Genomic DNA, 14,542 nt, shown 5'->3' with positions numbered 1-14,542 from the left:
GACGGAAATGGCAGCATCCTCCCCCACGCAGGCGCTCTCGGACGCCGGCGTCAGCATCTGGCTCGACGACCTCTCGCGCGAGCGCATCGCGACCGGCGGTCTGACGACCCTCATCGCCGACCGCAACGTCGTCGGCGTCACCACGAACCCGACGATCTTCGCCGGCGCCCTCGCCAAGGGCGAGGCCTACGCCGAGCAGGTCGCCGACCTCGCGAAGGCGGGCGCCTCGGTCGACGAGGCGGTCTTCGCGATCACCACCGACGACGTGCGCGCAGCGTCCGACGTCTTCCGCCCGATCTACGACGCATCCGCCGGCTACGACGGCCGCGTCTCGATCGAGGTCGCGCCGACGCTCGCCAACGACGCCGCAGGCACCATCGCTCAGGCGCACGAGCTCTGGGACACGGTCGACCGTCCGAACACGATGATCAAGATCCCGGCGACGCTCGAGGGCCTCGAGGCGATCACTGCGGTCATCGGCGCGGGCATCAGCGTCAACGTGACCCTGATCTTCAGCCTCGAGCGTCACCGCGCCGTCATCGACGCGTACCTCGCCGGCCTCGAGATCGCGAAGGAGGCGGGCATCGACCTCTCGACGATCCACTCGGTGGCCTCGTTCTTCGTCTCCCGCGTCGACACCGAGATCGACAAGCGCCTCGAGGCCGTCGGCACGGACGAGGCCCTCGCCCTCAAGAGCAAGGCCGGCGTCGCCAACGCGCAGCTCGCCTACCGCCTGTACGAGGACGCCTTCGCCGAGGAGCGCGCCGCCTCCCTCATCGCCGCCGGCGCGAACCGCCAGCGGCCGCTCTGGGCCTCCACCGGCGTCAAGGACCCGGCGCTGCCCGACACCCTCTACGTGACCGAGCTCGTCGCGCAGGGCGTCGTCAACACGATGCCCGAGAAGACGCTCGAGGCGACCGCCGACCACGGCGTCATCGCGGGCGACAGCGTCACCGGCTCGTACGAGGCCGCCCAGGGCGTCCTCGACGCGATCGCCGCCGTCGGCGTCTCCTACGACGACGTCACCGCGCTCCTCGAGCGCGAGGGCGTCGAGAAGTTCATCGTCTCGTGGGGCGAGCTCCTCGAGACCGTCGGATCCGCTCTGGAGGCCGCGAAGTGAGCATCAAGATCTCCCTCGGCGGCGCGGCGGCGGAGGCCGTCCGCTCGTCGGTCGCGCCGCTCGTCGCCGACAACGTCGCGAGCCGCATCACCTCGCTCGACTCGACCCTCTGGGGCCCCGAGGCCGAGCCCGAGGCCGCCGTCCGACTCGGCTGGACCGAGGCCGTCGCCATCTCGCGCCCGCTCGTGCCCGAGATCCTCGCCCTTCGCGAAGAGCTCCACGAGGCCGGCGTCGACCACATCGTGCTCGCCGGCATGGGCGGCTCCTCGCTCGCGCCGGAGGTCATCACCCGCACGGCCGGCGCCGAGCTCACGGTCCTCGACTCGACCGAGCCCGGCCAGGTCCGGGCGGCGCTCGCCGACCGCCTCGCCTCGAGCGCGCTCGTCGTGTCGTCGAAGTCCGGCTCGACCGTCGAGACCGACAGCCAGCGCCGCGTCTACGAGCAGGCGTTCCGCGACGCGGGCATCGACCCGACCGGCCGCATCGTCATCGTGACCGACCCGGGCTCGCCGCTCGACGTCTCGGCTCGCGAGGCCGGCTACCGCGTCTTCAACGCCGACCCGAACGTCGGCGGCCGTTACTCGGCGCTCACGGCCTTCGGGCTCGTGCCGTCGGGCCTCGCGGGCGTCGACATCGAGGAGCTCCTCGCCGAGGCGGAGGCGCTCCAGCTGGAGCTCGCCCTCGACCGCGACCAGAACCCGGGCCTCGTGCTCGGCGCCGCGATCGCCGCGACGAGCCCCCGCCGCGACAAGCTCGGCATCGTCACCGACGGCACCCACATCGTGGGCTTCGGCGACTGGGCCGAGCAGCTCATCGCCGAGTCGACGGGCAAGTCCGGCACGGGCATCCTGCCGGTCGTGCTCGGCGTGGACGCGCCCGAGCTCGCCGCCCGCCCGGCCGACCTCCAGATCGTCCGACTGGTCGACGAGGCCGACGACGAGTTGTTCCCGGCGCACGCGCCCGACGAGATCCGGGTCTCCGGCACGCTCGGCGCGCTCTTCCTCGCCTTCGAGTACGCGACGGCCGTCGCGGGCCGCATCCTCGCGATCGACCCGTTCAACCAGCCCGACGTCGAGGCCGCGAAGATCGCCGCCCGCGCGCTGCTCGACGACCGTCCCGAGCCGGCTCCGGCCGCGTTCGTCGCCGACGGCATCGAGGTGCGCGGCACGCCGCACGTCATCGGGGCGGCGAGCGACCTCGTCTCGGCGATCGACGTCCTCCTCGAGGAGCTTCCCGAGGACGGCTACCTCGCCGTGCAGGCCTACGTCGACCGCACCGCGCTGCCCGAGCTCGAGGGCCTGCGCGACGCGCTCGCCGCCCGCGCCGGCCGCCCGGTCACGTTCGGTTGGGGCCCGCGCTTCCTGCACTCCACCGGCCAGTTCCACAAGGGCGGCCCCGCCGTCGGCGTGTTCCTGCAGGTGACCGAGACGCCCGCCGAGGACCTCGCGATCCCGGACCGCCCGTTCACCTTCGGGCAGCTCATCGCGGCCCAGGCCTCGGGCGACGCCGCCGTGCTCGCCGAGCACGGACTCCCGGTGCTCACGCTCACGCTGACGGACCCGTCCGCGAACGTGAAGACGCTCTTCGACGCGATCGGCTGACCATGAGCGCGAACCCCGTGCCCATCGGCGAGTCGGAGAATCCCCTCCGCTCGGACAAGGACTACCGGCTCAACCGCATCGCCGGCCCGTCCAGCCTCATCATCTTCGGTGTGACGGGCGACCTGTCCCGCAAGAAGCTGATGCCCGCCGTGTACGACCTGGCGAACCGGGGGCTCCTGCCCCCGGGCTTCGCCCTCGTCGGGTTCGCCCGGCGCGACTGGGCCGACCAGGACTTCGAGCGGGTCGTGCACGACTCGGTGAAGCAGTACGCGCGCACGCCGTTCCGCGAGGAGGTGTGGACGCAGCTCTCCCGAGGCATCCGCTTCGTGTCGGGCTCGTTCGACGACGCCGCGGCCTTCGACCGGCTCCGCGAGGTGGTCGACGAGCTCGACCGCGAGCGCGGCACCATGGGCAACCACGCCTTCTACCTGTCGATCCCGCCGAAGTCGTTCCCGGTCGTCACGGAGCAGCTCAAGCGCTCCGGCCTCGCCGAGCAGGATGACACCAAGTGGCGACGCGTCGTCATCGAGAAGCCGTTCGGCAGCGACCTCAAGACGGCCCGCGAGCTCAACGACGTCGTCGCCTCGGTCTTCCCGCCCGACTCCGTGTTCCGCATCGATCACTACCTCGGCAAGGAGACGGTCCAGAACATCCTGGCGCTCCGGTTCGCGAACCAGCTCTGGGAACCCATCTGGAATGCGAACTTCGTCGACCACGTGCAGATCACGATGGCCGAGGACATCGGCGTGGGCGGCCGTGCCGGGTACTACGACGGCATCGGCGCGGCCCGCGACGTCATCCAGAACCACCTGCTGCAACTGCTCGCGCTGACGGCGATGGAGGAGCCCATCTCCTTCGACGCCAAGGATCTGCGGGCCGAGAAGGAGAAGATCCTCGCCGCGGTGAAGCTCTCCGACGACCTCGCCGAGAGCACCGCACGCGGCCAGTACGCGGGCGGATGGCAGGGCGGCGAGCAGGTCATCGGCTTCCTCGACGAGGACGGGATGAACCCGGAGTCGACGACGGAGACGTACGCCGCGATCCGCCTCGAGGTGGCCACCCGCCGCTGGGCGGGCGTGCCGTTCTACCTCCGCGCGGGCAAGCGCCTCGGCCGTCGTGTCACCGAGATCGCGGTCGTGTTCAAGCGCGCGCCGCAGCTGCTCTTCCAGGACAGCCAGACCTCCGAGCTCGGGCAGAACGCGATCGTCATCCGCGTGCAGCCCGACGAGGGCGTCACGATCCGCTTCGGATCGAAGGTGCCGGGCGCCGGCATGCAGGTGCGAGACGTCACGATGGACTTCGGCTACGGCCACGCGTTCACCGAGGCGAGCCCCGAAGCGTACGAGCGGCTCATCCTGGACGTGCTCCTCGGCGAACCGCCGCTCTTCCCCCGCCAGGAGGAAGTGGAGCTCTCCTGGAAGATCCTCGACCCGATCGAGGAGTTCTGGGCGACGCAAGGACAGCCGGAGCAGTACCGGCCGGGCACCTGGGGACCTTCCTCGGCCGACGCCCTGCTGGCCCGAGACGGACGGAGCTGGAGGCGCCCATGATCATCGACCTTCCCGACACCACCACCAGCAAGGTGTCCAAGGCCCTCGTCAAGATCCGCGAGGACGGCGGCGTCGTCGCCCTCGGTCGCGTGCTCACCCTCGTCATCGCCACCCAGGCGGACGGCGAGGAGGAGGCGATCGAGGCCGCGAACGACGCCTCGCGCGAGCATCCGATGCGCGTGATCGTCGTCGCGACCGACCCGGCGGGCGAAGACCCGTCCGAGCCCGCGCGGCTCGACGCGGAGATCCGCGTCGGCGGCGACGCCGGTGCGAGCGACGTCATCATCCTCCGCGCCCGCGGCGACGCCTGCCAGGACGAGGAGAGCCTCATCACGGGGCTCCTCCTCCCGGACGCGCCGGTCGTCACGTGGTGGCCCGCGCTCGCACCGCCGATCCCGGCGGAGTCGGCGCTCGGCCGCGTCGCGCAGCGCCGGCTGACGGATGCCTCGACGCAGCCCGACCCGCAGTCCGCGCTCACGACGCTCGCCGACAACTACCGTCCGGGCGATGCGGACATGGCGTGGACCCGGCTCACCCTCTGGCGCGCCCAGCTCGCCGCGGTGCTCGACCAGCCGCCGTACGAGGCGGTCGAGCGCGTCACCGTGACCGGCTCGCTCGACTCCCCGTCGACGACGCTCCTCGCCGCGTGGCTGCGCATGCAGCTCGGTTCCGACACCGTCGCCGTGCTCACCGGCCCGGAGGACGGCCCCCAGGGCATCCACGGGGTCGTGCTCGAGCGGGCCTCGGGCCGCATCGAGCTCGTGCGCGATCAGGACCGGCTCGGCGTCGCGACGCTCAGCCAGCCCGGGCAGCCGACCCAGGACCTGGCGCTCCCGCGACGGAGCCTGCGCGACTGCCTCGCCGAGGAGCTGCGCCGGCTCGACCCCGACGAGCTCTGGGGCGAGGTGCTCACCCGCGGGGTGGCCGAACTGCAGGCGGCCGAGGCGGCGGCATGACCGGCGACCGCCGCGTGCTCGTGTTCGCCGACCGGCCGGCGCTCGTGGAGTCCGTGGCCTCGCGGTTCCTCTCGAAGGTCCAGGACCTCCTCGCGGAGCGGGAGCTCGTCCACGTCGCGCTCACGGGCGGCACGGTGGGCATCGCGGTGCTCGCGGCCGTGGCCGCCTCTCCCGTGCGCACGAGCCTGGACTGGTCTCGCGTCCACTTCTGGTGGGGCGACGAGCGCTGGGTGCCGGCCGGCGACGCCGAGCGCAACGACGTGCAGGCCTTCGAGGCGCTGCTCGCGAAGCTCGGGCTCGAGGCCGATCAGCTCCACCCGTTCGCCACGAGCGACGAAGGGCTGACGCTCGAGGAGGCCGCGGACTCGGCCGCCGAGGAGCTCGCGCGCTTCGGCACGGACTCGCAGCCGTTCCCGACGTTCGACCTCGTGTTCCTCGGCGTCGGACCGGACGGGCACGTGGCCTCGCTGTTCCCGCACCGTTCGGGCATCCAGGTCACGGACCGCACGGTCATCCCGGTGCGCAACTCTCCCAAGCCGCCTCCGGAGCGGCTCAGCCTGACTCGGCCGGTGCTGAACGGCGCCGACCGCATCTGGCTCGTTCTCGCGGGCGCCGACAAGGCCTCCGCGCTCGGGCTGGCGCTCGCGGGCGCCTCTCGCGACGAGGTCCCGGTGGCCGGCGTCAAGGGCCGGCTGCGCACGGTGTACTTCGTCGACGCCGAGGCGGCCGTCGAGGTCCCGGCGGAGCTCATCGCGAGCGAGTACTGACCGACTCCGCCGCCCGGCGGAACGACGAGGGGCCGTCCACCTTCCGGTGGACGGCCCCTCGTTCGTTGGCGCGTGTGCAGGTCAGGCCTGACCGCGGCGGGCGCGGAGCTGCTGCAGCGCCTCGTCGAGCAGCTGCGCCGCCTCGTCTTCGCTGCGACGCTCCTTCACGTACGCGAGGTGCGTCTTGTACGGCTCGAGCTTCGCGACCTGCGGCGGGTTGTCCTTGTCGCGGCCGGCCGGCAACCCCGTGGTGGGGCTGTCGACGACGTCGGGAATCTCCTCGTCGGGAAGGTTCGCGGCGAAGTAGCGGACGACCTCGTTGCCCTTCGCATCCCAGTAGCTCACGGCGACCCGGTCCGCGTGGAAACCGCGGTCCTGTTCGCCCATGGGGCCGGCGCCGACCCTCGATCCGCGGATGGCGCTATTGCCTGATGCCATGCGTGTTCCCCTTCGTACGGCGGAAGCGGCGGCTCAGAGGCCGTCGCTGAATCGGGTGATGAGACCGAGCGCGATGACGCAGGCGATCCACACCAGACCGAGGATGACGGTGATGCGATTCAGGTTGCGCTCCGCAACGCCGGACGCACCGAGATTCGAGGTCACCCCGCCGCCGAACATGTCGGAGAGGCCGCCACCGCGACCCTTGTGCAGCAGGATGAGGAGCGTCAGCAGCAGGCTCGAAAGACCGAGCAGGACCTGCAAGACGACCTGGAGGATCTCCACGGGTTGTTTCCTTCCCGGCACGGCGATCGCCGCACCGAGTCCTCATTCTAGCGGGACGTCCGGCGCCTGCTCAGACCCCGACGTGCTTCTGGTAGCGGATGATCGCGGAGAACTCGTCGATGTCGAGGCTCGCCCCGCCGACGAGTGCGCCGTCCACGTCAGGTTCGCGCATGAACGCGGCGATGTTCGCCGCCTTCACGGAACCGCCGTAGAGGATGCGCGTCGCCGCAGCGCCCTCGGCGCCGAGCGACTCCACGAGCACGTCGCGGAGCGCCTTGGCGACCGAACCGGCCTGCTCGGGCGTCGCGGCCTGACCGGAACCGATGGCCCACACGGGCTCGTACGCCACGACGAGATCGACGTCGGCGGGCAGGCCCGCGATCGCCGTCTCGAGCTGGCCGACCGGCACGGCGCTCGGGCCGTACTGCTCCAGGTCTTCGGCGGTCTCGCCGACGCACAGCACCGGGACGAGCCCATGCTTGACGGCGGCCTGCACCTTGGCTGCGACGATCTCGTCGGTCTCGCCGTGGTACTGGCGGCGCTCGGAGTGTCCGATGATGACGTACTTGGCGTCGAGCTGGGCGATGAACGCACCAGAGATCTCGCCCGTGTAGGCGCCCGAGTCGTGCACCGAGAGGTCCTGCGCGCCGTAGGCGATCGGGAGTTTGTCGGCCTGGACGAGCGTCTGCACACTGCGCAGGTCGGTGAAGGGCGGGAAGACCGCGGCCTCGACGGCGCCGAAGTCGTGCTTCGCGTCGGCGAGGTTCCACGCCAGCTTCTGCACGAACGCGATCGCCTGCAGGTGATCGAGGTTCATCTTCCAGTTCCCCGCGATGAGCGGGGTGCGGTTCACTGCCATCCGAGGACCTCCAGTCCGGGGAGCTTCTTGCCTTCGAGGAACTCCAGGCTCGCTCCGCCGCCCGTCGAGATGTGACCGAACTGGTCGTCGGCGAAGCCGAGCTGCCGGACGGCCGCCGCGCTGTCGCCGCCGCCGACGACCGCGAGGCCGTCGACCTGGGTGAGCGCCTCGGCCACCGCGCGGGTGCCGGCGGCGAAGGGAGCCAACTCGAACACGCCCATCGGGCCGTTCCAGAAGACCGTCTTCGAACCGCGGATGCGCTCGGCGAACGCCGACGCCGTCTCCGGGCCGATGTCGAGGCCGAGGCCGCTCGCACCGAACGGCGTCTCCTCGATCGCGTCGGCCGCGGTCACCGCGGTCTCGGCGTCGGCGCCGAACTTCGAGGCCACGACGATGTCGGTCGGCAGCACGATCTCGACGCCGCGCTCGGCGGCCTCGGCGAAGTAGCCCTTCACCGTGTCGATCTGGTCGGCCTCGAGCAGGCTCGAGCCGACCTTGTGCCCCTGCGCCGCGAGGAACGTGAAGAGCATCCCGCCGCCGATGAGCAGCGAGTCGACACGCGGCAGGAGGTGGGCGATGACGCCGAGCTTGTCGGAGACCTTCGACCCGCCGAGCACGACCGCGTAGGGCCGTTCCGGCTTCTCGGTGAGCCGCTCGAGCACGTCGAGCTCGTGGGCGATGAGGAGGCCCGCAGCGCTCGGACGCAGCTGCTCGAGTTCGTACACGCTCGCCTGCTTGCGGTGGACGACGCCGAAGCCGTCGGAGACGACCGCGTCGGCGAAGGCCGCGAGCCGCTCGGCGAACGCCGCGCGCTCGGCCTCGTCCTTCGAGGTCTCCCCCGGGTTGAACCGGAGGTTCTCGAGCACGAGCACTTCGCCGGGCTGGAGCGCCGCCACCTTCGCCTCGGCGTCCTCGCCCACCGTGTCGGCCGCGAGGCCGACGGGCTTGCCGAGGAGCTCCCCGAGCCGCGTCGCGGCGGGCGCGAGCGAGTACTTCGGGTCGGGCGCCCCGTCGGGGCGGCCGAGGTGCGAGATCACGATCACCGAAGCGCCCTCGTCGAGGAGCCGGGTGATGGTGGGGACCGACGCCCGCACGCGGCCGTCGTCCGTGATGATCCCGTCCTTGAGGGGGACGTTGAGATCACAACGGACGACGACTCGCTTGCCGGCGAGCGAACCGAGTGAATCGATCGTTCGCAGGGACATGTTTCGCTTTCCTAGAGTTTGCTTGCCACGAGTTCCGCGAGGTCGACGAGACGGCAGGAGTAACCCCATTCGTTGTCGTACCACGCAGTGAGCTTGACCTGATCGCCGATGACCTTCACCAGGCCGGCGTCGAAGATCGACGAGTAGTCGTCAGACACGATATCGGTCGAGACGAGCGGGTCCTCGCTGTACTTCAGGTAGCCCTTGAGCGGGCCGGACTCGGCGGCCGCCTTGTAGGCCGCCTTGATGGCGTCGACCGTCACCGGCTTCTCGGCGACGACCGTCAGGTCGGTGATCGACCCGGTGGGCACCGGCACGCGCAGCGCGAAGCCGTCGAGCTTGCCGACCAGTTCCGGCAGCACGAGACCAATGGCCTTCGCGGCGCCGGTGGACGTCGGGACGATGTTCAGGGCGGCGGCGCGCGCGCGGCGCAGGTCCTTGTGCGGGCCGTCCTGGAGGTTCTGGTCGGCCGTGTAGGCGTGGACCGTGGTCATGAGACCGTGCTTGATGCCGAACGCCTCGTGGAACACCTTCGCGAGCGGCGCGAGGCAGTTCGTGGTGCACGAGGCGTTGGAGATGATGTGGTCGGTCTCGGGGTTGTAGTCGTCCGAGTTGACGCCCATGACGAACGTCGGTGCCGGACCGCTGGCCGGTGCCGAGATGAGCACCTTCTTCGCCCCCGCCTCGAGATGCTTGGCCGCCGCCTCGGGCTTCGTGAAGAAGCCGGTGGATTCGATGACGATGTCGACGCCGAGCTCCGCCCACGGCAGGTTGGCGGGGTCGCGCTCCTCGAACGAGCGGATGGCCGTTCCGTCGACGATGATGTTCTGCTCGTCGTACGAGACGTCCGCGTCGAGTCGGCCCGTGATCGAGTCGAATTTCAGCAACGTCGCGAGCGTCTTGTTATCCGTCAGGTCGTTGACGGCGACGATCTCGAGGTTGCTTCCCTTCGCCCGGGCGGCGCGGAAGTAATTCCGGCCGATGCGGCCGAATCCGTTGATGGCGATCTTTACCGACACAGTGTCTCCCCTTGACGTGGCGGTGCGCTCGATGGCGCAAACTCCCCGAAATCGGATCGACCCGCGTCTCGGACCGACCCGGTGATGGATCGGATCCGGTGCCCCTGGGCGATGCGCCCCGGGGCACCGGCAATCCGCTTACGACAGTAGCAGCAGGCCCGCCGTCTTGGTCGTGGCGACCGTGAAGCGCTCCTGGACGTTCGCCCAGTTCGCGATGTTCCAGAACGCCTTCACGTAGTCCGCGCGGACGTTCTTGTAGTCGAGGTAGTAGGCGTGCTCCCAGACGTCGAGCATGAGCAGCGGCACGATGCCGGCGGGGAGGTTCGCCTGCTGGTCGAAGAACTGCAGGACGAGGAGGCGCTCGCCGATCGAGTCCCACGCGAGGACCGCCCAGCCGGAGCCCTGCACGCCGAGCGCCGTCGCCGTGAAGTGCGCCTGGAAGGCGTCGAACGAGCCGAACTGGTCGTCGATCGCGCTCGCGAGCTCGCCCGTCGGCTTGTCGCCGCCGTTCGGCGAGAGGTTCGTCCAGAAGATCGAGTGGTTCACGTGACCGCCGAGGTTGAACGCGAGGTCCTTCTCGAGCTTGTTCACGTTCGCGAAGTCGCCCTTGTCGCGCGCTTCCGCGAGCTGGGCGAGGGCGGTGTTGGCGCCCGTGACGTAGGCCTGGTGGTGCTTCGAGTGGTGCAGCTCCATGATGGCGCCGCTGATGCTCGGCTCGAGGGCCGAGTAGTCGTAGGCGAGTTCGGGCAGCGTGTAGTCAGCCATTGGATCTCCTTGTCAGATGCAGGGCGGCCGGCATGGGTCCCGCCCCACGGCTCGTTCCACTCTATGCCCGCCCGCGGGACGATCGTCCCCTCGGAGACGAACTCCGAAACACGCGGACTCGGCGGTCTCAGACCTCGTCGAGATCGCTCGGCAGGTTCGCGTCGGTGCCCGGGATGCCGAGCTCGACGGCCCGCTTGTCGGCCATCGCCAGCAGGCGGCGGATGCGGCCGGCCACGGCATCCTTCGTCATGGGCGGATCGGCGTGGTGGCCGAGCTCGTCGAGGCTCGCGTCGCGGTGCGCGAGGCGCAGGTCGCCCGCGTAGCGGAGGTGCGCCGGGATGTCGTCACCGAGGATCTCCATGGCGCGCTCGACGCGAGCGCACGCGGCGACCGCGGCCTGCGCGGACCGACGGAGGTTCGCGTCGTCGAAGTTGACGAGCCGATTCGCCGTCGCGCGCACCTCGCGGCGCTGGCGCAGCTCCTCCCACTCGCGCACGACGCCTTCGGCGCCCATCGCGCGCAGCATCGCGCCGATCGCCTCGCCGTCGCGGATGACGACGCGGTGCACGCCCCGAACCTCGCGGGCCTTGGCTTGGATGCCGATGCGCCCGGCCGCGCCGACGAGCGCCATCGCCGTCTCCGAGCCGGGGCAGGTGATCTCGAGCGCCGCGGAGCGGCCCGGGTCGGTGAGGCTGCCGTGTGCGAGGAACGCACCGCGCCAGATCGCCGCCAGCTCATCGCGGGAGCCGGTCGTGAGCCGATTGGGCAGGCCGCGCACCGGACGGCGGCGGGCGTCGAGGAGGCCCGTCTGGCGGGCCAGGGTCTCGCCTCCCTCGAGCACGCGGATCAGGTAGAGGTTGTTCCGCCGGAGCCCGGAGGCGCCGATCAGCGAGACATCCGGGCGGACGCCGTAGATCTCGACGAGATCGCGGGTGATGCGCTTGGCGATCGGCTGCGAATCGAGTTCGGATTCGACGGCGATCCGGCCCGAGATGATGTGCAGCCCGCCCGAGAACCGCAGCACCGTCGCGAGCTCTGCGGCCCGGACGCTGGTCTTGGTCACCTCGACGTTCGCGAGTTCGTCTTTCACCTCGGCGGTCAATGCCACTGCTCATCCCATCGGTCGGAACTGGAGATCTGGTGCGCCCCTCGGCGCTATTCGCGGCCCAGGTCGCGGTGCCGCACGCTCACGGAGACGCCGGGAATCCCGGCGATCCTCCGGCTGAGCTCCCGGACCAGGGCGACGGAGCGGTGCTTGCCGCCCGTGCAGCCGATCGCGACGGTCGCGTGCCGCTTGTTCTCGCGGCGATAGCCGTCGAGGGCCGGTCGGAGCGCCGCCGCGTACGCCTCGACGAAGTCGATCGCGCCGGGTTGGGCGAGCACATATTCTGACACGGCCGCGTCCTCGCCGGTGAACGGGCGCAGCTCCGGGTTCCAGAACGGGTTCGGCAGGAAGCGCGCATCCGCGACCCAGTCGGCGTCCGGCGGCAGGCCGTACTTGAAGCCGAAGCTCTGCACCGTCACTCGCAGTTCCGGACTGCCGCCGGCGGCGAAGCTCTCGGTGACGAGCGTCGCGAGCTGGTGGATGTTGAGCTCGCTCGTGTCGATGACGAGATCGCTCTGGGTGCGCATGTCGGCGAGCCTGGCCCGCTCGGCGAGGATGCCCTCGAGCGGCGTGCCCTCCCCCTGCAGCGGGTGGGGCCGTCGGACGGCCTCGAACCGGCGCACGAGGGCCGTATCGGAAGCGTCGAGGAACACGACCCGCACGTCGACGACGTCGCGGAGCGCGGCGAGCGACTGCTCCAGCTCGGAGAAGAGGGCGCCGCCGCGGATGTCGATGACCGCGGCCACGCGCGGCAGCGAGTCGCCGGCGCGTGTCGCGAGATCGGCGAGCGGGCGCAGCATCTGCGGGGGCAGGTTGTCGACGACGTACCAACCCAGGTCCTCGAGGGCGTTGCCCGCCGTCGTCCGACCGGCTCCGGACATCCCCGTCAGGATGAGGAACTCGCGCTCCGCGTCATCCGTCATCGCACGCATCCCCTCCCGAGCGGCCCCAGGCCCCGCCGCCCCGACCAGCCTAGTCGCGGGAATCACCCGCAGGCGCCCGCAGCCGCTCGTGGACGACGCCGGCGAGCGTCGGACCGATGCCGTGGACCTCTTCGATGGCCTCCGCCGACGCCGCTTTCAGGCGGGCGACGGATCCGAAGTGCCGGAGGAGCTCCTTGACCCGGGCAGGGCCGAGGCCGGGGATCTCGCTCAGCACGCTCGAGATGTCGCGCTTGCGCCGCTGGCGCTGGTGGGTGATCGCGAAGCGGTGCGCCTCGTCGCGGACGCGCTGGAACAGGAAGAGCGCGTCGCTGTTGCGGGGCAGGATGACCGGATAGTCGGAGCCCGGCGTCCAGATCTCCTCGAGGCGCTTGGCGATGCCGCACAGGTAGATCCCCTCGACGCCGGACGCGGCGAGGGCCTCGGCCGCCGCGGCGACCTGCGGCTGCCCGCCGTCGACGACGAGCAGATTCGGCCGGTAGGCGAACTTCTTGCGGCCGCCGGTCTGCTCCGAGGTCTCGTCGACCTCGGGATCGGTCGAGGGGTCGCGGAGGTAGGCGAGCCGCCGCCCGAGCACCTGCCGGATCGAGTCGGTGTCGTCGGTCGAGTTCGGGATGCTGAAGCGCCGGTACTCGTCTTTGCGCGGCAGCCCGTCTTCGAAGACGACCATCGAGGCCACGATGTTCGTGCCGGAGAGGTGCGAGACGTCGTAGCACTCGATGCGGAGCGGCGCCTCGGCCATGCCGAGCGCCTCCTGGATGTCCTCGAGCGCACGCGAGCGCGCCGTGAAGTCGGCGCTGCGCCGCGTCTTGTAGAGCAGCAGGGCGTGCTTGGCGTTCTGGGTCGCGGTGTCGAGCAGCGCCGCCTTGTCGCCGCGGTGGGCGACTCGCAGCGAGACCTTGCGGCCGGCCATCGAGCCGAGCCACGCCTCGAGCGCCTCGGCGTCGTCGGGCAGCTCCGGCACGATGACCTGCTTCGGCGGGACGAGGTCGCCGCCGTAGACCATCTGCAGGAGCGAGTCGACGAGACCGCCGAGCGGCAGGTCGAGCTCCTTGTCGACGGTCCAGGACTGGATGCCGCGGATGCGGCCCTTGCGGACGACGAAGAGCTGCACCGCCGCCGCGAGCTCGTCGTGGTCGATGCCGAACACGTCCGCGTCGACCGACTCGTCGAGCACCACGGCGCCCGCGTTGGATTCGAAGAACTGCGTCGCCGCCTGCAGTTGATCGCGGCGCTTCGCCGCGATCTCGTACTCCTGGGCGAGCGCCGCCTCCTGCATCTGCCGTCGCAGCTCCGGCACGATGCGACGATCCTGCTGCTGCATGAAGTCGACGAAGCGACGCACCGCGACGCGGTGCTCCTCGATCGTGACGGTGCCGGAGCAGGGCCCGAAGCAGCGGCCGATCTGTCCGGCGAAGCACGGCTTGCCGCTCTGCATGGCGCGGCGGTAGTCGCTGTCCTTGCACGTGCGGATCGGGAAGAGCTTCAGCAGCAGCTCGAGCGTCTCGTTGACGGCCCAGACCTTCGGGTAGGGGCCGAAGTACTTCGCTCCGGGGATGCCGCGACGACGGGTCACGATCGCCCGCGGGGCCTCGTCGCCGAGCGTCACCGCCAGGTAGGGGTAGGACTTGTCGTCCTTGTACTGGACGTTGAAGGGCGGATCGAACTCCTTGATCCAGGTGTACTCGAGCTGGAGGGCTTCGACCTCGGTGCCGACGACCGTCCACTCGACGCTCGCCGCCGTCGTGACCATGCGCCGGGTGCGCTCGTGGAGCGTGTGCAGCGGCGCGAAGTAGTTGCTCAGCCGCGCGCGGAGGTTCTTCGCCTTGCCGACGTAGAGCACTCGCCGATCGGCGTCGCGGAAGCGGTACACGCCGGGGGTCGTGGGGATCTCCCCCGCCTTCGGCCGGTACGGGACGGTCTCAGCCATC

At 70.7% G+C, this 14,542-nt stretch carries 14 protein-coding genes; 5 read left to right on the top strand and 9 right to left on the bottom strand.

The genetic code is table 11. From position 1 onward, the window contains the following. Positions 1 to 7: 7 nt before the first annotated feature. From tal to pgl, 5 genes are read left to right on the top strand one after another with little or no spacing between them, the layout of a single operon-like run. Positions 8 to 1,120, top strand: a complete 1,113-nt coding sequence (gene tal / locus GB864_RS00660; protein ID WP_160422343.1) for a transaldolase — start codon at positions 8 to 10, stop codon at positions 1,118 to 1,120. Then, positions 1,117 to 2,721, top strand: a complete 1,605-nt coding sequence (locus GB864_RS00655; protein WP_160422342.1) for a glucose-6-phosphate isomerase — start codon at positions 1,117 to 1,119, stop codon at positions 2,719 to 2,721. The genes tal and GB864_RS00655 overlap by 4 nt, the downstream gene beginning before the upstream one ends. Before the next feature lie 2 nt (positions 2,722 to 2,723). After that, the gene (zwf, locus tag GB864_RS00650; protein ID WP_160422341.1) at positions 2,724 to 4,271 is read left to right on the top strand and encodes a glucose-6-phosphate dehydrogenase; all 1,548 of its coding nucleotides are present in this window, start codon (positions 2,724 to 2,726) and stop codon (positions 4,269 to 4,271) included. Beyond that, positions 4,268 to 5,227 (top strand): glucose-6-phosphate dehydrogenase assembly protein OpcA, encoded by a 960-nt coding sequence (locus GB864_RS00645; protein WP_160422340.1) that lies wholly within the window; start codon positions 4,268 to 4,270, stop codon positions 5,225 to 5,227. Before zwf ends, GB864_RS00645 begins: the two co-directional genes overlap by 4 nt. After that, complete coding sequence (gene pgl, locus GB864_RS00640) at positions 5,224 to 5,994, top strand: 6-phosphogluconolactonase (protein WP_160422339.1); 771 nt, start codon at positions 5,224 to 5,226, stop codon at positions 5,992 to 5,994. Before GB864_RS00645 ends, pgl begins: the two co-directional genes overlap by 4 nt. Before the next feature lie 81 nt (positions 5,995 to 6,075). Here the strand turns inward: pgl and GB864_RS00635 are convergent, their stop codons facing one another. The 9 genes from GB864_RS00635 to uvrC form a co-directional block, all read right to left on the bottom strand. Further along, positions 6,076 to 6,432 carry an RNA polymerase-binding protein RbpA gene (locus tag GB864_RS00635; RefSeq protein WP_160422338.1) on the bottom strand — a complete coding sequence of 119 codons (357 nt, stop codon included), beginning with the start codon at positions 6,430 to 6,432 and terminating at the stop codon, positions 6,076 to 6,078. Between the two features lie 33 nt (positions 6,433 to 6,465). After that, a complete protein-coding gene (gene secG / locus GB864_RS00630) occupies positions 6,466 to 6,717 on the bottom strand; it encodes a preprotein translocase subunit SecG (protein ID WP_160422337.1) in 252 nt (83 codons plus the stop codon). A 70-nt stretch (positions 6,718 to 6,787) separates the two neighbouring features. Beyond that, on the bottom strand, positions 6,788 to 7,576 hold the full coding sequence (gene tpiA, locus GB864_RS00625) for a triose-phosphate isomerase (protein WP_160422336.1): 789 nt from the start codon (positions 7,574 to 7,576) through the stop codon (positions 6,788 to 6,790). Then, positions 7,567 to 8,781: a phosphoglycerate kinase gene (locus tag GB864_RS00620; protein WP_160422335.1), complete on the bottom strand. Its 1,215-nt coding sequence runs from the start codon at positions 8,779 to 8,781 to the stop codon at positions 7,567 to 7,569. The genes tpiA and GB864_RS00620 overlap by 10 nt, the downstream gene beginning before the upstream one ends. Positions 8,782 to 8,792: 11 nt before the next feature. Then, positions 8,793 to 9,800: a type I glyceraldehyde-3-phosphate dehydrogenase gene (gene gap, locus GB864_RS00615; RefSeq protein ID WP_160422334.1), complete on the bottom strand. Its 1,008-nt coding sequence runs from the start codon at positions 9,798 to 9,800 to the stop codon at positions 8,793 to 8,795. A gap of 138 nt (positions 9,801 to 9,938) precedes the next feature. Beyond that, positions 9,939 to 10,565 carry a superoxide dismutase gene (locus tag GB864_RS00610; protein ID WP_160422333.1) on the bottom strand — a complete coding sequence of 209 codons (627 nt, stop codon included), beginning with the start codon at positions 10,563 to 10,565 and terminating at the stop codon, positions 9,939 to 9,941. Between the two features lie 127 nt (positions 10,566 to 10,692). After that, complete coding sequence (whiA, locus tag GB864_RS00605; RefSeq protein WP_160422332.1) at positions 10,693 to 11,673, bottom strand: DNA-binding protein WhiA; 981 nt, start codon at positions 11,671 to 11,673, stop codon at positions 10,693 to 10,695. Between the two features lie 47 nt (positions 11,674 to 11,720). Further along, positions 11,721 to 12,593 carry an RNase adapter RapZ gene (gene rapZ, locus GB864_RS00600; RefSeq protein WP_160422331.1) on the bottom strand — a complete coding sequence of 291 codons (873 nt, stop codon included), beginning with the start codon at positions 12,591 to 12,593 and terminating at the stop codon, positions 11,721 to 11,723. A gap of 49 nt (positions 12,594 to 12,642) precedes the next feature. Beyond that, positions 12,643 to 14,541, bottom strand: a complete 1,899-nt coding sequence (gene uvrC, locus GB864_RS00595) for an excinuclease ABC subunit UvrC (RefSeq protein WP_160422330.1) — start codon at positions 14,539 to 14,541, stop codon at positions 12,643 to 12,645. Position 14,542 lies beyond the last annotated feature (1 nt).

Source organism: Agromyces seonyuensis (genome assembly GCF_009789225.1).
Lineage (GTDB): Bacteria > Actinomycetota > Actinomycetes > Actinomycetales > Microbacteriaceae > Agromyces > Agromyces seonyuensis.
This window is presented reverse-complemented; position numbering and strand designations above follow the sequence as displayed.